Annotated in this window: 20 protein-coding genes; 13 read left to right on the top strand and 7 right to left on the bottom strand. The window is 66.5% G+C overall.

Translation table 11 applies throughout. The features are described from left to right. Window positions 1-118 precede the first annotated feature (118 nt). Complete coding sequence (locus tag QYL93_RS08190; RefSeq protein WP_305743196.1) at window positions 119-1,051, top strand: LysR family transcriptional regulator; 933 nt, start codon at window positions 119-121, stop codon at window positions 1,049-1,051. 18 nt (window positions 1,052-1,069) lie between these two features. On the opposite strand, the gene QYL93_RS08185 is transcribed toward QYL93_RS08190, so the two are convergent. From QYL93_RS08185 to QYL93_RS08170, 4 genes are all read right to left on the bottom strand, one after another. Continuing rightward, on the bottom strand, window positions 1,070-1,624 hold the full coding sequence (locus tag QYL93_RS08185) for a lipopolysaccharide assembly protein LapB (protein ID WP_305743195.1): 555 nt from the start codon (window positions 1,622-1,624) through the stop codon (window positions 1,070-1,072). A 105-nt stretch (window positions 1,625-1,729) separates the two neighbouring features. Beyond that, on the bottom strand, window positions 1,730-2,476 hold the full coding sequence (locus QYL93_RS08180) for an anti-sigma factor domain-containing protein (protein WP_305743194.1): 747 nt from the start codon (window positions 2,474-2,476) through the stop codon (window positions 1,730-1,732). Window positions 2,477-2,486: 10 nt separating this feature from the next. After that, window positions 2,487-3,074: a sigma-70 family RNA polymerase sigma factor gene (locus QYL93_RS08175; protein ID WP_305743193.1), complete on the bottom strand. Its 588-nt coding sequence runs from the start codon at window positions 3,072-3,074 to the stop codon at window positions 2,487-2,489. Between the two features lie 226 nt (window positions 3,075-3,300). Then, window positions 3,301-4,269, bottom strand: a complete 969-nt coding sequence (locus QYL93_RS08170; RefSeq protein ID WP_305743192.1) for a porin — start codon at window positions 4,267-4,269, stop codon at window positions 3,301-3,303. A gap of 444 nt (window positions 4,270-4,713) precedes the next feature. Between QYL93_RS08170 and QYL93_RS08165 the strand changes: the two genes are divergently transcribed. Beyond that, entirely contained in the window at window positions 4,714-5,160 is a 447-nt protein-coding gene (locus QYL93_RS08165; protein WP_305743191.1) for an Rrf2 family transcriptional regulator, read from the top strand. A 159-nt stretch (window positions 5,161-5,319) separates the two neighbouring features. Continuing rightward, complete coding sequence (locus QYL93_RS08160) at window positions 5,320-5,964, top strand: NADPH-dependent F420 reductase (RefSeq protein WP_179679967.1); 645 nt, start codon at window positions 5,320-5,322, stop codon at window positions 5,962-5,964. 66 nt (window positions 5,965-6,030) lie between these two features. On the opposite strand, the gene QYL93_RS08155 is transcribed toward QYL93_RS08160, so the two are convergent. Beyond that, window positions 6,031-6,423 (bottom strand): RidA family protein, encoded by a 393-nt coding sequence (locus QYL93_RS08155; RefSeq protein ID WP_305743190.1) that lies wholly within the window; start codon window positions 6,421-6,423, stop codon window positions 6,031-6,033. A 115-nt stretch (window positions 6,424-6,538) separates the two neighbouring features. On the opposite strand from QYL93_RS08155, the gene QYL93_RS08150 reads away from it, so the two are divergent. Continuing rightward, window positions 6,539-7,444, top strand: coding sequence for a LysR family transcriptional regulator (locus tag QYL93_RS08150; protein ID WP_305743189.1), 906 nt, complete (start codon window positions 6,539-6,541; stop codon window positions 7,442-7,444). Between the two features lie 179 nt (window positions 7,445-7,623). Then, window positions 7,624-8,385, top strand: a complete 762-nt coding sequence (locus QYL93_RS08145) for a hypothetical protein (RefSeq protein ID WP_305743188.1) — start codon at window positions 7,624-7,626, stop codon at window positions 8,383-8,385. Window positions 8,386-8,739: 354 nt separating this feature from the next. Here QYL93_RS08145 and QYL93_RS08140 read toward each other — a convergent pair whose 3' ends face one another. Both QYL93_RS08140 and QYL93_RS08135 read right to left on the bottom strand, forming a co-directional pair. Next, on the bottom strand, window positions 8,740-9,108 hold the full coding sequence (locus QYL93_RS08140) for a DUF1428 domain-containing protein (RefSeq protein WP_305743187.1): 369 nt from the start codon (window positions 9,106-9,108) through the stop codon (window positions 8,740-8,742). Between the two features lie 230 nt (window positions 9,109-9,338). Beyond that, window positions 9,339-9,797, bottom strand: a complete 459-nt coding sequence (locus tag QYL93_RS08135; protein WP_305743186.1) for an Rrf2 family transcriptional regulator — start codon at window positions 9,795-9,797, stop codon at window positions 9,339-9,341. A gap of 111 nt (window positions 9,798-9,908) precedes the next feature. On the opposite strand from QYL93_RS08135, the gene QYL93_RS08130 reads away from it, so the two are divergent. The 8 genes from QYL93_RS08130 to QYL93_RS08090 all read left to right on the top strand — a co-directional run bounded on the left by QYL93_RS08130 (window position 9,909) and on the right by QYL93_RS08090 (window position 17,229). Beyond that, window positions 9,909-10,811, top strand: coding sequence for an NAD(P)/FAD-dependent oxidoreductase (locus QYL93_RS08130; RefSeq protein WP_305743185.1), 903 nt, complete (start codon window positions 9,909-9,911; stop codon window positions 10,809-10,811). 138 nt (window positions 10,812-10,949) lie between these two features. After that, window positions 10,950-11,405, top strand: a complete 456-nt coding sequence (locus QYL93_RS08125) for a fasciclin domain-containing protein (protein ID WP_305743184.1) — start codon at window positions 10,950-10,952, stop codon at window positions 11,403-11,405. Between the two features lie 118 nt (window positions 11,406-11,523). Further along, window positions 11,524-12,462, top strand: a complete 939-nt coding sequence (locus tag QYL93_RS08120; RefSeq protein WP_305743183.1) for a fasciclin domain-containing protein — start codon at window positions 11,524-11,526, stop codon at window positions 12,460-12,462. 85 nt (window positions 12,463-12,547) lie between these two features. Continuing rightward, entirely contained in the window at window positions 12,548-13,129 is a 582-nt protein-coding gene (locus tag QYL93_RS08115) for a lipocalin family protein (RefSeq protein ID WP_305743182.1), read from the top strand. Continuing rightward, window positions 13,126-14,148, top strand: coding sequence for an NAD(P)/FAD-dependent oxidoreductase (locus QYL93_RS08110; RefSeq protein WP_305743181.1), 1,023 nt, complete (start codon window positions 13,126-13,128; stop codon window positions 14,146-14,148). Before QYL93_RS08115 ends, QYL93_RS08110 begins: the two co-directional genes overlap by 4 nt. 26 nt (window positions 14,149-14,174) lie before the next feature. Continuing rightward, window positions 14,175-14,333 (top strand): DUF2256 domain-containing protein, encoded by a 159-nt coding sequence (locus QYL93_RS08100; RefSeq protein WP_305743180.1) that lies wholly within the window; start codon window positions 14,175-14,177, stop codon window positions 14,331-14,333. Next, window positions 14,330-15,688 carry a DASH family cryptochrome gene (locus tag QYL93_RS08095; RefSeq protein ID WP_305743179.1) on the top strand — a complete coding sequence of 453 codons (1,359 nt, stop codon included), beginning with the start codon at window positions 14,330-14,332 and terminating at the stop codon, window positions 15,686-15,688. The genes QYL93_RS08100 and QYL93_RS08095 overlap by 4 nt, the downstream gene beginning before the upstream one ends. Continuing rightward, on the top strand, window positions 15,685-17,229 hold the full coding sequence (locus QYL93_RS08090; RefSeq protein WP_305743178.1) for a cryptochrome/photolyase family protein: 1,545 nt from the start codon (window positions 15,685-15,687) through the stop codon (window positions 17,227-17,229). The genes QYL93_RS08095 and QYL93_RS08090 overlap by 4 nt, the downstream gene beginning before the upstream one ends. Window positions 17,230-17,326: the final 97 nt, after the last annotated feature.

Here is a 17,326-nt window from a genome sequence, read left to right as displayed (position 1 = left end):
GTCCTTTCTGGGAGTGGTGAGGGGCGATGCACCCCGATGCCATGAAGGTTAGGGCGTACCCCATTGGTTGACTAGATGGCACAATGGGATTGCACTCATCCATTAATGAAAGGTATCTGTGACCACACCCGCGCTCGACCTGAACGACGTAGCCCTGTTCGTGCAGGTGGTGCGTTGCGGCAGCTTTGCCGAGGCCGCGCGCCGCCTGGGCGTGCCACCCAACACCGTGAGCCGGCGCGTGCAGCAGCTGGAGGCGCAACTGGGCACGCGGCTGCTGCAACGCTCCACCCGCAAGCTCACGCTCACCAGCGCGGGCGAGGCCTTTCACGAGCGCTGCGCCGGTGCGGTCGATGGCCTGCAGGAGGCCGGGCAGGAGCTGCGCCTGGGCAACGACGAGCCCACCGGCTCGGTGCGCGTGGCGGTGCCTGCGGATTTCTTCGATTTCTTTCCCATGGAGTGGATCGCTACCTTCCTGGCCGCGCACCCGCGCGTGCGGCTCGACTTCGTGCTCAGCGATGGGCGCTCCGACCTGATCGCCGAGCGCATCGACGTGGCGTTTCGCGGCGGCGAAGTGGGTGATTCGGGCTACGTGGGCCGCCAGCTCTTTGCGGCCCGGGGCGACTGCCTGGTGGCCAGCCCCGCCTACCTGGCCGCGCGCGGCATGCCAGCCTCGCTGGCGGACCTGGCCGCGCACGATGCCATTACGGCCAGCCACGCAGGCAGCAGCGGCACCTGGCGCCTGGTGGGCCCCGATGGCGCCGTGCACGAGGTGCAACAGGCCAGCGGCCGCTTTGGCGCCAACACCGCCCAGGCCCTGCGCCGCGCCGCCGTGGCCGGCCTGGGCATTGCGCTGCTGCCGGCCGGCATCTCCCGGCTCGATGTACAGGCCGGCCTGCTCGTGCCCGTGCTGCCCCAGTACCAGCGCAAGGGCCAGGGCCTCACCGTGCTGTACCCCAGCCGCCGCCACCTGCCGCTGGCGGTGTCGGCCTTCATCGCGCTGGTGGTGGACAAGCTGGGCGATCTGGAGAAGACGCCCGAGGGGCGGTGCTGACGGGTAGGGGCCGCTGCCTTACCAATTCGACGGCACGTACTTGTTGCCCGCCGCCTTATAGCGCTCGATCGCGGCCTGCAGCTGCGCCTGCTGCTGGCAACCGCTGGCGCCGCACTCGCTCGCCAGCGTGGCCAGGCGCGCCTGCGCCTTGTCCAGGTCGCCCTTCATCAGGTACAGCTCGCCCGAATACTCCAGCGCATTGCGGTGGCGCGGGTCGATGCGCAGCGCCTCGGCGTAGTGCTTCTCGGCGGCAGCCAGGTCCGGCGCCTTGCTGTTGCGCAGCGTGTAGCCCATCAGATTGTGCCAGTCGGCACTGCCGGTGTCGTTGATGCGCTTGAGCTCATCGAGCGCCGCTGGCCACTGCAGCGACCGCGTCAGGTAGCGCGCCTGGGCCAGCTTGTCCGCAGCCGGGGCGGGTGCCGGGGCCGCGGCGGGCGCGGCTGCGGGCCGTGCGGGGAACACCGGCGGGTGGTCGGCTGCATGCGCCGCTTGGGCGAGCAGCAGCGCCAGCGTGGCGGCGGACAGGGTGAGCAATCTGGCGGTGGGGGCAGTGGGGGTGGTGTGGGCAGTCATTGCGTTCTTCCTTCTTCAAATGGCGGTGAAACAAAAGGCACCGAAGCTACTTACGGCGGCGGAGGGCAGACGGATCACCGGGAGGCAGATTTTTTGTGCGCTGCCTCACCAGACCTTGACGCAGTGCCCGATGAGCGCGAACGACCCCGAGGGTGCCCCCCCGGCCTGCACCGCTGCCGGCTCGAAGCTCACCGCCAGCTGCGACACCGTGAAGAACAGCTTTTCCGACGTGTCGGGCAGGGTGATGCGGGCCGAGCCGCTGGCCGGCACCACGCCCACCGGCAGCGGTGCGCCGCCGTCCTTGGGCAGCGCCCACAGCTGGGCCACCTGCCCGGCAGGCACGGCCAGCGGCTGCAGCAGCTTGACCGTGAGCTGGCGCCCCTGGCGGCGCGAGCTGGCCACCAGCGTGGGCTTGCCGCCGGCATCGAGCAGCAGGCCCACATAGCTGGCGGGCAGCGCATCGGCCCGGGGCTCCAGGCCCAGCATGCCGGGCGCCACGCGTACCAGCACCGCGCACAGCAGCAGGCCGGCCAGCGCGCCCGCTATGGTGCGTCCCGACAGCAGACCCCGAAGGGCCAACAGCAGCCGCTGCCAGCCCGATTGCGCCATTGGTGGCTGGGGCGTGCCGAACAGGCGCCGCTCGATCTGCTGCCAGCTCGCCTCGGGCGGCTGCCTTGGCACGGTAGACAGGTCCAGCACCGCCAAGCGCTGGCGCCAGACATCGACCGCCATCGATGCGGCGGGCGACGACTGCAGCACGCGCTCGAAGCGGCGCCGCGCGGGGCCGGCCAGCGTGCCCAGCGCGTACTCGCGGGCCAGCCGGTCCAGGCGTTCGGGCATCAGGTAGTTCATGGCTGATAGTTCATGGCTGCGTCACCCCCGCAGCTTCAAGGCAGGACTTGAGCTGCTCCAGCCCGCGCCGCACCCAGCCCTTGGCCGTGCCCAGCGGGGCATTGAGCACCTGGGCAATCTCGGTGTGCACCATGCCCCGGTAGTAGGCCAGCGCCAGCGCCTGGCGCTGCGCGGCCGGCAGCGCGCCCATGCAGCCGGCGATCTTGGCCTTCACCAGGCTGTCGTCCAGCAGTTGCTGGGGTTCGTGGGCGGCATCGGCGGCCAACCTGTCCTGGGCGTCCGGGGCATCCTCGCCCAGGTCGGTGGTCGCGGCCCGCTCGGCCTTGCGCGCGCGCAGCGCGTCGATGGCCTTGTTGCGCACGATGTTGATCATCCAGGTCATCGGCGCGCCCGCACCCGGCCTGTAAGCTGCCGCGTTGTGCCAGATGTTCACGTAGGCCTCTTGCAGCACGTCGTCTGCCCAGTTTTCATTCCTCAATATACGCAGCGCCACCGAAAACAGACTTCCGCAGGTGGCCTGGTACAGGGATTTGAACGCCGCGCGGTCTTGCAGGGCAACGCGCGCCATCAGTTCGGGCAGGGGGGTGTCTGGGGCCATGGGTGGAGCGTTGCGGGTGTTCCGGCTGAGGGCAGGTCTGGGCGCAGGATACCAGCGCGGCGGATGGGTACCGTCGGCAAGGCGCCGGCCCGCAAGCGGGGCGATTCACCATTGCCGGGCATAAAAAAACCCGCACTCCATGGTGAAGTGCGGGCCAATGTGCTGTGTCTCTGCCCTCCCACCAGTCAGGGCAGCAGCGTGTGCCAGGAGCGTAAGCCCTGGGCCATCAGAAGTTGTGGCGCACCCCCATGGCGAACGAGCTGAAGTCGTTGCCGGCAGCCGATACGCCGTAGTTGGCTGCCTGGTTGTTGTTGATGCGGGTGTAGTAGGTATAGATCTTGGTCCGCTTGCTCAGGTGGTAGTTGTAGCCCAGCGTGTATTGGGTGGCGGCCGTGTTGTCCACGCGCGAGTAGTCGCCGGCGCGGCCCACGTTCAGGTGGAACTCGGACACATTCACGATGTAGGCGGCCGACAGGCGCACGTTGGTGCGGTTGCCGCCGTTGGCGACGAAGGCGTTCTTGTCGCGTTGCACGTAGGCGCCCAGCACGAACGGGCCGGTCGAGTACGAAGCGCGCACGGCAAACTGGCTCTGGTCGTCGAGCTTGGAGTAGCCGGCACCCAGGCCCAGCGCGCCGATGGCGTAGTTGGCGGCCAGGTCGACGCTGTTCTTGCCGCCCGTGCCGCTCACCTTCTCGTGCATGGCCCAGCCGGCCTCGAACGTGGCGCCACCGAAGCTCGGGGTGCGGTAGGCGATCTTGTTCACGTCGCGTGCCGGGTAGGCATACAGCGCATCTGCCGACGAACCGGTGTCGTGGTTGTGGTTGCTGATGTAGTCAGCGGTGGCGTAGTACGACTCTGAGGTGAAGTTGCCCATGCGCACCATGCCGAAGCCGCCGGAGAGGTTCACCTCGCTCTGGCGCGCGAAGACACCGTGGGAGTCCGTGGCACCGGTGCTGGAGTCAAAGCCGCTTTCCAGCTGGAAGCCCGCCTTCAAGCCGCCGCCCAGGTCTTCCTGGCCCTTGAAGCCGAAGCGGGAGGAGTTGTTGAACAGCCCGGTCTTGGACACGTCGCCATCCTTCTGGCGCTCGAACGTGGTGTTGATCCGGCCATACAGGGTCACGCTGCTCTGGGCAAACGCAGCAGTCGTGCCCACCAGGGCCAGCGCTGCAATGGCGCAGCGATTCATCGTTTTCATTGGCAAGGTTCCCTCTATCAAATTGTGTTTGATGACAAATAATCACAAACCAGAAAATGCGGGTATGCATTTCCTGGTCGTCCCTATCAGCAAGTTTGATGCCGAGGACGCTGTGATCGTTGCAGGTTGCAACGAAGAGGGATGCTATTGCCCTGCACTACGGGCCGCCACAGGGGTAAGTACTGCTGGCCCACAGTGACTGTCATGTGACAGGCAACGTGGCACATGACACCAGGCCGCGGGCGTGAGCGCGGTCCTGCACCGCAATGACGCCACCCCGGGCGCGGCTTTGCACGTCGGTAGCGCACGAAGCGGCTGCTTCAGGCACAGCGGCTGCCGAAATGCCATCGCACCTTGTGCCGCTGTTTCCGTCCGCCCATTGACAATCAAAAATATGTGTAATAAAGTCATCTACACACAAGCAAAAAAGAATCAACTTTCTCCATGCCCACCAGTACCCGCTTCGCCGTTGCAGTGCACGTCCTGACCGCCTTGGCCGTCAGCGATGGCACGCCCATGCGATCCGAAGATCTCGCGTACTCGGTCAACACCAGCGCTGTGGTGATACGGGGCCTGCTGTCGCGGCTGGGCGAAGCCGGATTCACCCGTTCGCAACTGGGCGCTGGCGGCGGGGCGATGTTGGCCAAGGCTGCTGGCGACATCCGGCTGCTGGATGTGTACGAAGCCGTCGAAGACCCCGAGCTTTTTTCGCTCCATCGCACACCGCCGTGCGAGAACTGCGCGGTGGGCGGCAATATTCTGCAGGCGCTGCAACCCACCCTGGCCCGGGCGCGCAGCGCCCTGGAGCAAGAGCTGGCCAAAACCACCGTTGCAGATGTCGCTGGCGAAGTGGCCCGGCTCGGCAAGTTCTCCATCCCTCTCGTCTGGTGACTGCGGACGTCTATTTTTTGTTCAAAAATGTCATAGTGACAGTGACACACATTCATTAAAAACCAGAATTTCCTGGTTTTCATCGAGGGAGCTGCCTGGATTGCGAGGGGCGGGCAGCTCCGGTTTTTCATCCCCCTGCATACCTTCAAAGGAAATCAAATGACTATCGGCATCATCGGCTCCGGCGCCCTGGGCTCCAACTTCGCCCGCGCTCTCGCCAAAAACGGCATCTCGGCCACCATCGCCAACAGCCGCGGGCCTGAATCGCTGGCAGCGCTGGTCGCAGAGATCGGGCCCTCCATCAAGGCAGGCACCGTGCAAGAGGCTGCAAGCGCAGACATCGTGATGGTTGCCGTGCGCTGGACCGACGCGCAGAAAGTGCTGGGCGGCTTGCCGGCCTGGAACGGCCGCATCGTGATCGATGGCACCAACCCCGTGGAATTCATCGACCCCGCATCGCCGGACGCCAAAGACCCAGGCAATCCCCTTGCCGCCTATGGCATCAAGGCCGTGGACCTGGGAGGAAAGCACTCCAGCCAGATCATCCAGCAGTTTGCAGCAGGGGCCCGGGTCGTCAAGGCGTTCAACCACCTGGACGTCAACGTGCTGCAGCAGCCGGCGGTGGCAGGGGGCAAGCGTGTCTTGTTCTACTCGGGCGACGATGCCGCCGCAAAGGCCGAGGTGCGCGGCATCATCGAAGCCACCGGCTTCTTCCCGATCGACCTGGGCGCGCTCGATGTCGGTGGGCCGCTCGCCTCGCTGCCTTTCGGCGCGCTGTCGATGCACAACCTCGTGAGGATCTAGGCGCGGTCGAGGCCCTGTGCGGATTCGGCATGGCGATTTCTGCCAGCCGCAGCCCGCACAGCCCCGTCAACCCGGAATCCGCGCGATCACCTTGATCTCAAAGTCGAACCCTGCCAGCCAGGTGACCCCGAGCGCCGTCCAGTTGGGGTAGGGGGCGCTGGGGAAGACATCGTTCTTCACGGCCAGAACCGTCTCGAACTGCTTCTGCGGATCGGTGTGGAAGGTGGTCACATCCACGATGTCGCCGAGGCTGCAGCCGCCTGCCTTCAGCGTCGCTTGCAGGTTGGTGAAGGCCAGGCGCACCTGGGCTTCGAAGTCGGGCTCGGGCGAGCCGTCGCTGCGGCTGCCGACCTGGCCAGAGACGAACAGCAGATCGCCGGACTGGATGGCTGCCGAGTACCGGTGGTTGGCATACAGATCCTGGCGACCGGCGGGGAAAATGGCTTTGCTTTGGCTCATTGGGGGCTCCATGGGTGGGTTGGTGCAGTCACTGTAGCCCTGGCGATTGTTTGGATAAAGCCACCATCTCCTGCATCACTGTTTGTAAAATAAGGACAATCTTTGGGAGAGCCCTGTGGACAGGTTTGACGGCATGCGGGCCTTTGTGCGGGTGGTCGAGTCGGGCAGCTTCACCAAGGCAGCCGACAACCTCGGCTTGAGCCGCACCACGGTGACCCAGCTGGTGCAGCAGCTGGAGGCGCGCCTGCAGCTCAAGCTGCTGCACCGCACGACCCGCCGGGTCAACGTCACCACCGATGGCGCCGTCTACTACGAGCGGGTGGTGCGCCTGCTGGCGGAGCTCGAAGACATCGAAGGCAACCTCCCCGGCGCCCCCACGGCCCCGCGCGGCCTGCTGCGCGTGGACGTGCCCAGCCCCCTGGCCAACATCCTCCTGGTGCCGGCGCTGCCCGCTTTCCATGCCCGCTTCCCCGACATCCAGCTCGACATGGGCGCCAGCGACCGCAAGGTCGACCTGATCGGCGATAACGTCGATTGCGTGGTGCGCGGCGGCGAAATCAAGGACCAAGGGCTGGTCGCACGCCACGTGGGCGACCTGCAGCTGGGCGTGTATGCCGCACCGTCCTACCTGTCGCAGGCGGGCACGCCCTCGCACCCCGATGAACTGCGCGACCCGCGCCACCGCATCGTGCGCTACCGGTGGGACGGAGACCTGCCTTGCGCCATGCGCAAGGGCCGCGAGACGGCCAAGGTCGGCGGGCGCTACGTGCTGGCCATCGACGACGGCAACACCTACCTCACCGCCGGCTTGTCCGGCCTGGGCGCGCTGTGGCTGCCCCATTACATGGCCCGGCAGCATGTCGCCAGCGGTGCGCTGGTGCCGCTGTTCACGGACTGGCGCATCGATGCCATGCCCCTGTATGTGGCCTACCCGCCCAATCGCTATGTGAGCAAGCAGCTGCGGGTGTTCATCGACTGGGTGGTGGAGCTGATGGCGGTGCATGCGCCACGGGGCGGGTAGGGGGCTTGGTGCGAGTGGCGAGTCAGCTACCTTTGCAATCGATGAGGTTCAGTGGGCTGCTTTGTGCCCACTACAGCCGCTGCTACGATGGCGTCGATCGGTCGAGGCGAAGCCAGTGCCCGTAAAAACCCGATCCAGCCTGTGCGGAAGTTTGCAAGAGGAATTACATTGGGTTTTGTATGAGAAATTTTCCTTGGTGCGCTGCACTCGTACTGTCTGTTTTTGCTTCAAGCACTGCTACCGCCCATGATGCGGTCGAAAAATCCGGCCGAATTCATGCGGCCATAGGTGCGGTGTTCCCTGGTAATCAGTTCAGCATCCGAGGGGGTAATGAGGGTGATATGGATGGGGATGGCGTTAACGACTATGCGGCCATCGTTGTTCTTTCTGGGGCTAAAGACGGGCGACAGGAGGAAAGGCTGGTGGTTTTTTCGGGCGCACTGGATGGTGGTTACAAACCAATTTCCGTATCTGGCCAATTCTGCGAACCTGACAAGTTTTACAACATAAGCATGGAAAAAAATGCGCTGATTGTCCAAGCAGTCAGCTATGCCGATGCTTCTCGAGCGGAAAGCGTTACCCGAAAATTTCGATATAACGCAAAAATCAGTGACTTTGAGCTTATCGGTATGGAAGAGCTTTCCGTTGGATACGATAAAAATTCCAGCTACAGTGTCAGCGTCAACTACTTGACGAAAGTAGTCCGATACTCTCGTCACTTAGGTAAGAGCTACATCAAGCGGAGCACTACAGCTGACGGGGGTGAAAAAATTGTGGAGTACTCGCGCCGCTCCGGCAAGCACAAGGAGATCAAGGCGCAGTTCGAGAATTCGACAATATTCAGGTTGCAAGGTTTTGATTGCGGAGGCAACAGCGCGCCAGACACCGGTGTTTATATCGACGAAAATTTCAAAGTACACACCCGGACGTTGGCGCCGTGAAACCTATCAAGTGATTCCACACAGACAACGCACAGTATTCAATTACCGCTGCGCGGCCTTTGCTGAGTGCTGATGACCTGCGACATTGGGCGTCCGCTTTCACCTGATGCCACCGGTCGATCCTGGCTGGTTTTCGTCATGGTAGCGGCGGCTGAATGGCGCCCTTGGCAGTCCCAAAAGCAGTTGCAGAATGCGCAAACGAGTCCCTCGCGCCTTCATCAGCACACCAGGAGTCCTCGACGGCATGCGCAGCGCAGCACGCTGGCGGTGTCCAAGTGGCTTCCGGACCTTGCCACTGCCAGCCCGCCAATTGCACAGGGGAGCGGGCGCGGGTTGCTCGACGCTGACAGCGACTCAAGCCTTCACTTCAACCACCTGTTCAAAGCCGCCGAAGATCATGCGTTTGCCGTCGAAGGGCATGGGCGGGTTGCCGGGTGCGGACGGGTCCATGCGCGGGTCTTCCATCATCTTCTTCATGCCCGCGTCGCGTGTGGCCTTGTCCGGCCATTCGACCCACGAAAAGGCCACCGTTTCCTCGGCCGTGGCCTGGACCGCGCGGCGGAAATCGGTGACTTTGCCGTCTGGGACGTCATCGCCCCATCCCTCGATCACCCGGATGGCGCCCAGCTCAAGGAAGATCGGGTCGAGCTTGCGCGCGTGCTCGATGAACTTCTGCTTGTTGGCGGTGGGGACTGCAATCACGAAACCGTCGATGTAAGACATGTCTTGACTCCTGTTGGGTTGACGACCATCCGACGCGCCCGCCTCTGGGCGTAATCACACGACGAACGACCGTACGCCCAATCGACACGAGGCGCTTGGAAAGACACGGTTTTTTACCAGTGCTGGTGCGATGCCACTGCAGGACGCCTGTTGCGTCGGCTGCCGCTGCGCTGTCGGCAAGGTGCCCATTACCCCCGCGAACAACCCTATCGATGCCGAGAGTTCACGCTTCAGTGTTCCGCAGCTCCGTGCTCCGCCCACCCCTTGGCCACGCACTCCGCATCGAACTGCTTTGCCAGGTCGGCCAGCGCAATCGACCCCAGCCGCGCGATCAGCAGGGCCTCGGCCTGGCGCAGGGCGTCGTCCAGGGCGGCATTGACCACGCGCTCCACCGCGCATTTGGGGTTGTCGCTGCCATTGCCGATGGCAAACAGGTGCGGCCCGCCCACGGCGTTGTGGATGTCGAGCAGCGTCACCTGGGCCAGGTCGCAGGCAATGGTCCAGCCACCGCCATGGCCCTTTTCTGAGCGCACATAGCCCGCATCGCGCAGGCCCGCCATCGTGCGGCGCACCACCACGGGGTTGGTCTGCAGCATGGCGGCGATCTGCTCGGAGGTGAAGGGCGCATCGTGCCGCGCCATGTGCAGCAGCACGTGGAGCATTCGGGACAAGCGGCTATCACTGCGCATAAGGGTGGGTCCAGTCCTGGTGTGGTCTTGAATCATTGTAAGTTGCATGAATTGGCGCGCATGGCTATCATGAACCTTCAAAAGTATCATGACTCGAAAAAGGAACCCAACATGCACTACGACGCCATCGTGATCGGCGGCAGCTATGCCGGCCTGGCTGCCGCAACCCAACTGGCGCGGGCGCGCCGCCGCGTGCTGGTGGTGGACGGTGGCCAGCGCCGCAACCGCTTTGCCGAGCATTCGCACGGCTTTCTCACGCAAGATGGCACGCCTGCGGCCGACATCGCGGCCCAAGGGCGCGCGCAGCTCATGGCCTACCCGACGGTCGAGTGGCGCGAGGGCAAGGTCACGGCTGCCGAGCGGGCAGGGCAGGGCTTTCGCATCGAGGTGGATGGGGCAGCATCAGCGCCCGAGCCCATCGAAGCCCGCCGCCTGGTGCTGGCCACCGGTGTCATCGACCACCTGCCCGAGGTGCCCGGCCTGGCCGAGCGCTGGGGCCGCCATGTGTTCCACTGCCCATACTGCCATGGCTACGAGCTGAACCAGGGCCGCATCGGCGCCTTGGGCGTGTCGCCCTTCTCCATGCACGTCGCGCTGATGCTGCCCGACTGGGGCCTGGCCACCTTCTTCCTGAACGGGGCCTTCGAGCCCGATGCGGACCAGCTGGCGCAGCTGCAGGCACGCGGCGTGGTGCTGGAGCGGGGGCTCATCGACCGCATCGAGGGCGCCATGGACATCGTGATGCGTGACGGCCGCGTGATCCCGCAAGACGGCCTGTTCACCCTGACCCGCGTGGAGGTGGCCAGCCCCATTGCCCAGGCGCTGGGTTGCGAGTTCGAAGACGGGCCCCTGGGCCGCACCATCAAGACCGACGCCATGAAGGCCACCACCGTGCCCGGCGTGTACGCCTGCGGCGACGCGGCGCGCCAGGGCGGCTCGCTGCCGCTGGTGGTGGGCGACGGCACGATGGCGGGCGCGGCCACGCACCAATCGCTGATCTTTGGCGGGCACTGAAAAACGCGCTCATGTATCTGAAAGAAACCAATTGGTCTTAATAAAACTAATTGGTAGAAATAATTACCAAACGGTCATACAATCCGGTCGCGCCCATCTTGGCGTGTGAGTTCCATCCCCACATTGAGGAATGAAATCATGAAGAAGACCCTGGTTGCTCTGGCCCTTACCGCAGGCGCCACCTTCAGCGCAATGGCGCAAGACATCGTCGACACCGCCGTGAAGGCCGGTAACTTCAAGACCCTGGTGGCTGCAGTGCAGGCCGCCGGCCTGGTGGACACGCTCAAGGGCCCCGGCCCGTTCACCGTGTTCGCGCCCACCGATGAAGCCTTTGCCAAGATCCCCAAAGCCACGCTCGACGGCCTGCTCAAGGACAAGGCGGCGCTCACCAAGGTGCTCACCTACCACGTGGTGCCGGGCAAGGTCATGGCCAAGGACGTCAAGGCCGGCAAGGTCAAGACCGTGCAGGGCCAGGAGATCACCGTGTCCACCAACATGGGCGTGATGGTCGACCAGTCCAAGGTCGTCGCCACCGACGTCGCCGCCAGCAACGGCGTGATCCATGCCATCGACACGGTGATGATGCCCAAGTAAGCATCCAGTCGCGTGCGCGCCTGCCCGTGCACAGCCACCGGGCGGCGCAGATTCAAGGGGTCCTGTCCGGCAGGCCCCTCTCTTTTCATCCACTGTCTGACAGCGAGGAGAGATTCCCATGAACACTGCATTCAACCGCCGTACCGTCCTTATGGTCGCCGCCCTGGGGGGCAGCACCACCATGCTGCAGGCCTGCGGGGGCAGCGACGACGAACCACAGCGCAACATCGTCGAGCTGGCGCAGAACACCCCGGAGCTGAGCATCCTGGTCGAGGCCGTGGTGGCAGCGGGGCTGGCGCCCACGTTGAGCACTGGCAGCCTCACCGTCTTTGCACCCACCAACGCCGCCTTTGCCGCACTGCTTGCCGAACTGGGCCTGAGCAAGGAGGCGCTGCTGGCCAACAAGCCCCTGCTCACCGCCGTGCTTACCTACCACGTGCTCGGCAGCCGGGTGGTGCGCGCAGACGTACCCCTGGGCAAGGCCATCACCCCGGTGTCGGGCGGCTTCTTCAAGATCGAGTCCGCCAACGGCCTCAAGATCACCGATGGCCGCAACCGCGTCACCACCATCACCAGCACCGACATCCAGGCCAGCAACGGCGTAGTGCACCTGGTGGACCGCGTGCTGCTGCCTGCAGACAAGGACATCGTGGCCACCGCCATGGCGGTGCCCGACTTCAGCATCCTCGTCGAGGCGGTCGCTGCCGCCGGCCTGGTGGCCACGCTGAAAGGCCCCGGCCCGTTCACCGTGTTCGCGCCCACCAATGCCGCCTTTGCGGCGCTGCTGGCCGAGCTGGGCCTGACCAAGGAGGCGCTGCTGGCCAACACCGCCTTGCTGACCCGCGTGCTCACCTACCATGTGGTGCCGGCACGGGTGCTGAAGGCCGAGGTGCCCGTCAACACCGCCATCGCCACCGTGCAGGGCCAGAGCTTCACCGTCAACCCCAGCCTCGTGATCACCGACCAGAGCCTGCGCACCAGCCGCATCATCGGCACCGATGTGTTTGCCAGCAATGGCGTGGTGCATACGGTGGACCGGGTGCTTTTGCCCAAGTAGGCTGGCCGCACCCTCTGCGCAGTACCCCAGAAACCACGCCGCCGGGCTTCTGGGGGCTGCAACGGATTTTTTGAGTTCATCGCCCATGCCCACCACCGCATCCCCCTGGCTTCGCCGCGCCGCACTGGCCTTGCTGGCCTCCACGGCACTGGCCTTGGCCGCCTGTTCTTCCACGGCACCGCCGCCCGGCATCACCCCCGTCACGCCGTTTGACCTGGCGCGCTACGAGGGCCGCTGGTACGAGGTGGCGCGGCTCGACCATTCCTTCGAGCGCGGCATGACGGACGTGAGCGCCACGTACCAGCGCCAGGCGGACGGCAGCGTGCGCGTGCTCAACCGGGGCTTTGATACCACCAAGGGCAGCCAGGGCGGCGAATGGCGCCAGGCCGTTGGCAAGGCGCTGTTCACGGGCGATGCGCAGACCGCCTCGCTCAAGGTGTCGTTCTTCGGGCCGTTCTACGGCGGCTACCACGTCGCCGCGCTCGACGCCGACTACGGCTGGGCCCTGGTGGTGGGGCCCGACCGCAGCTACTGCTGGATCCTGTCGCGCAGCAAGCAACTGGCCCCGGGTGTGCGCGAGCAGCTCATCGCCCGCGCCAGCGCGCTGGGCATCGACACCCAGGCGCTGATCTGGGTGACCCAGCAACGCACCGACCCGCAGCCATGAGCGCAGCACCCCACACCCGCCTGCAGATCGCCGTGGTCGGGGCCGGCCTGGCCGGCCTGTCATGCGCGCAGGCACTGCTGCAGGCAGGCCACGCCGTGCAGGTGCTGGACAAGAGCCGGGGCCCCTCGGGCCGCATGGCCACGCGGCGGGCCCAAGACGAGGCCACCGGTGCCTGGCAGTGCGACCATGGCGCCCAGTATTTCACCGCACGCGACCCGGCCTTTCGCGCCGAAGTGGCGCGCTGGCAGGCAGCCGGCGTGGCCGCACCATGGCCTGCACGCCTGGCCAGCTTTGACGGCACGGCCTGGACCACGCCGCATACCCCGCTGGAACGCTTTGTGGGCACGCCGCGCATGACCGCGCCGGCCGCCTGGCTGGTACAGGGCCTTGGCGACAACGCGGCCACGCAGTGGCAGACCACCGTGCAGCGGCTGCAGCACACTGGCGATGGCTGGGCCATCACCTCGGCAGAGCAGGGCCTGCATGCGGTGCGCTATGACCGCGTGGTGCTGGCCATGCCCGCGCCGCAGGCCGCGGCGCTGCTCGCACCGGTGGCGCCCGATGGCGCTGCCCTGGCCGCCAGTGCCCGCATGCGCGGCAGCTGGGCGGTGATGCTGCGCTATGCCGCACCTGTGGCCTTGCCCTGGGATGGCGCCTTCATCAACGCCGGCCCGCTGCGCTGGGTTGCCCGCGACAGCAGCAAGCCCGGCCGCACCGGTCAGGAGACCTGGCTGCTGCACGCCAGCCCCGAGTGGAGCGAGGCGCACATCGAAGACAGCGCCGAGTCGGTCACCGCAGCCCTGCTGGCCGCATTTGCCGCGCTGGGCGGGCCGCCGCCCGTGGCCGCCACGGCCCACCGCTGGCGCTATGCCGACACCGAGCCCGCGCTGCACCAGGGCTGCTGGTGGAGCAGCACCCTGGGCCTGGGTGTTTGCGGCGACTGGCTGCACGGCGGCAAGGTCGAAGGCGCATGGCTCAGCGGCCGCGCGTTGGCGCACCAGATGCTGCAGCCCGCCTGACCGGCCCACGCCATTGATCGCCCCCCATGCGTATGCGCAAGAAGCACGACCTGCCGCAGAAAACCTGCCTGCACTGCGGCCTGCCCTTCACCTGGCGCAAGAAGTGGGAGAAGGTGTGGGACGAGGTCAAATACTGCTCTGACCGCTGCCGCAACGAGCGCAAGCGCGCCGGGGGCACGCCATGACCGCCCCCCGCACCGTGCTCTTCTGGTTCCGCAGCGACCTGCGCCTGCACGACCAGGGCGCGCTGGCCGCCGCCCTGGGCAGCGGCGCCACCCACCTGGTGCCCGTGCACTGCCTGCCCCCGGCCGACGAGGCAACGCCCTGGGGCTTTGCCCGCCGAGGGCCGCACCGCTGTGCCTTCGAGGGCGCTGCGCTGCGCGACCTGGCGGCCGGCATGGCCCGGCTGGGCAACCCCTTGCTGCAGTGCCAGGGCCAGCCCGCTGCCGTGCTGCCCGCGCTGGCCCGCGCCGTGGGCGCCACCACCGTGGTGTGTGAAGCGATTGCCGCCCCCCATGAGCAGGCCGAGGTGGCCGCCCTGCGCACCGCCGACCTGCAGGTGCAGACTGTGTGGCACAGCAGCCTGCTGCAGCCCTGCGATCTGCCCTGGCCCGTGGGCGACCTGCCTGGCGTGTTCACCACCTTCAGGCAGTCGGTGGAGCAGGCCGGCATACAGCCACCGCAGCCCCTGCCGGCGCCTGCGGCCTTGTTGCCACCGCCCGCAGCGCTGACCGATGCGGTGTGGCAAGAGGTGTTGCACACGGCCGGCGCCGTGGGTGCGGCGCAAGGGCAGGGCGGGCCCGGTGGCGGAGTCGGGGTGGGCGAGGGCGCCGGCTGCGACGTGCGCTCCTCCTTCCCCTACGGCACCCCCGCCTGCGATGGGGGTGAAACCGCCGCACTGGCCCATGTGCAGCAGTACCTGGCCAGCGGGCAAGCCCACACCTACAAGGCCACCCGCAACGGGCTCACGGGGTTGGCCTACTCCAGCAAGTTCTCGCCCTGGCTGGCCACGGGCGCGCTCTCGGCCCGGCATGCCATGGCCGCGCTGCGCCGGTTCGAAAGCGAGCACGGCGCCAACGAGGGCACCTACTGGCTCTGGTTCGAGCTGCTGTGGCGCGACTACTTTCGGCTGCTGCACCTGCAGCACGGGCGCACCCTGTACCGTGCGCGCGGCCTCTCGGCCCAGCCGCTGGCGCCCCACAATGCAGCCGGGTTCGCGCGCTGGTGCGCTGGCGATACGGGCGAGCCGCTGGTGGACGCCGCCCTGCGCGAGCTGGCCGCCACCGGCTACCTCAGCAACCGCCTGCGCCAGGTGGCCGCCAGCTACCTCATCCACGACCTGCAGGGCGACTGGCGCGCGGGCGCCGCGTGGTTCGAATCGCAACTGGTGGACTATGACCCGTACAGCAACCAGGGCAACTGGCTCTACATCGCCGGGCGCGGCACCGACCCGCGTGGCGGGCGCCGCTTCAACCCCGCCAAGCAGACGCAAGACCACGACGCCGACGGCAGCTACCGCCGCCTGTGGGGCACGGCATGAGCCCCGCACCCACTCATACCCTGCGCCTGGTGCTGGGCGACCAGCTCAACCCGCAGCACAGCTGGTTTGCCACACCCGATGCCGGCGTGGTGTACGTGCTGATGGAGGTGCGGCAAGAGACCGATTACGTGCTGCACCATGCGCAAAAGATCCTCGCCATCTTTGCCGCCATGCGCGACCTGGCGCGGCACCTGCGCAGCGCCGGGCACCGCGTGCGCTACGTGGCCATCGACGACGCCAGCAACCGCCAGTCCGTGCCCGGCAACCTGGACGCCCTCATGGCGCACTACGGCGCGCAGCGGCTTGAGTACCAGCACCCAGACGAATGGCGGCTCGACGAACAGTTGCGACACTGGTGCGCAGAGCAGCCCTTTGCCACACAGGCCGTGGGCAGCGAACATTTCTTCACCACCCGCAGCGAAGTGGCCGAGGTGTTTGAAGGCCGCAAGCAGTGGCTCATGGAGCACTTCTACCGCCGCATGCGCCACCAGCACGGCGTGCTGATCGACGAGGCCGGCGAGCCCGAGGGCGGCCAGTGGAACTACGACCACGACAACCGCAAGCCCTGGCCCGGCACCCCGGCCACGCCGCCCGATGCGCGGCCCGAGCACGACCACAGCGCCCTGTGGGCCACCATCGTGGCCGCTGGCGTGCAGAGCTTTGGCAACCCGCAGGCCGGGCAGCTGCGCTGGCCGCTGAACCGGGCCGAGGCCCTGGCCGCGCTCGACCACTTCATCGCCACCACGCTGGCGCACTTTGGCGAGTACGAAGACGCCATGAGCACGCGCAGCCCGCACCTGTTCCACTCACTGCTGTCGTTTGCCCTCAACACCAAGATGCTGCAGCCGCGCGAGGTGGTGCAGCGCGCCCAGGCCGCATGGCAGGCCGGCACCGCGCCGCTGGCGGCGGTGGAGGGCTTCATCCGCCAGATCCTGGGCTGGCGCGAGTACGTGCGCGGCATCTACTGGGCCCACATGCCCGGCTACGACGAGCGCAACGCCCTGCGCCACACCACGCCGCTGCCGCAGTGGTTCTGGACCGGTGATACCCGCATGCGCTGCCTGCAGCATGCCGTGGGGCAGTCGCTCGACGGGGCCTACGCCCACCACATCCAGCGGCTCATGGTCATCGGCAACTTTGCCCTGCTGGCCGGGCTGGACCCTGCCGCCGTGCACCGCTGGTACCTGGGCGTCTACATCGACGCCTTCGAGTGGGTGGAACTGCCCAACACCCTGGGCATGAGCCAGTTCGCCGACGGCGGCCTGCTGGCCACCAAGCCCTATGTCAGCAGCGCCGCCTACATCGACCGCATGGGTGACTACTGCAAAGGCTGCCACTACGACAAGAAGCTGAAAGTGGGCGAGCGCGCCTGCCCCTACAACGCGCTGTACTGGGACTTCTTTGCCCGCAACGAAGCCACGCTGGGCAGCAATTTCCGCCTGGGCATGGTGTACCGCCAGTTGCAGAAAATGCAGGGCCCGCAGTTGGAGGCGCTGCGTGGGCATGCCAGCCACCTGCGCGCGAACCTGGACGCGCTGTAAAGCGCAGCGTGCCATGCGTGTTTTGGTCAGGCGCTGGCCTGCGTATCGACGGAACGCACAGCGCTCTTGAATTGCATCGGCCCTCGGCCTAGACTGA

The sequence above is a fragment of the Acidovorax sp. A1169 genome, assembly GCF_030704685.1.
Classification (GTDB): Bacteria; Pseudomonadota; Gammaproteobacteria; order Burkholderiales; family Burkholderiaceae_C; genus Acidovorax.
The sequence above is the reverse complement of the archived record's forward strand: the minus strand, read 5'-3'. Positions and strand labels throughout refer to the sequence as shown.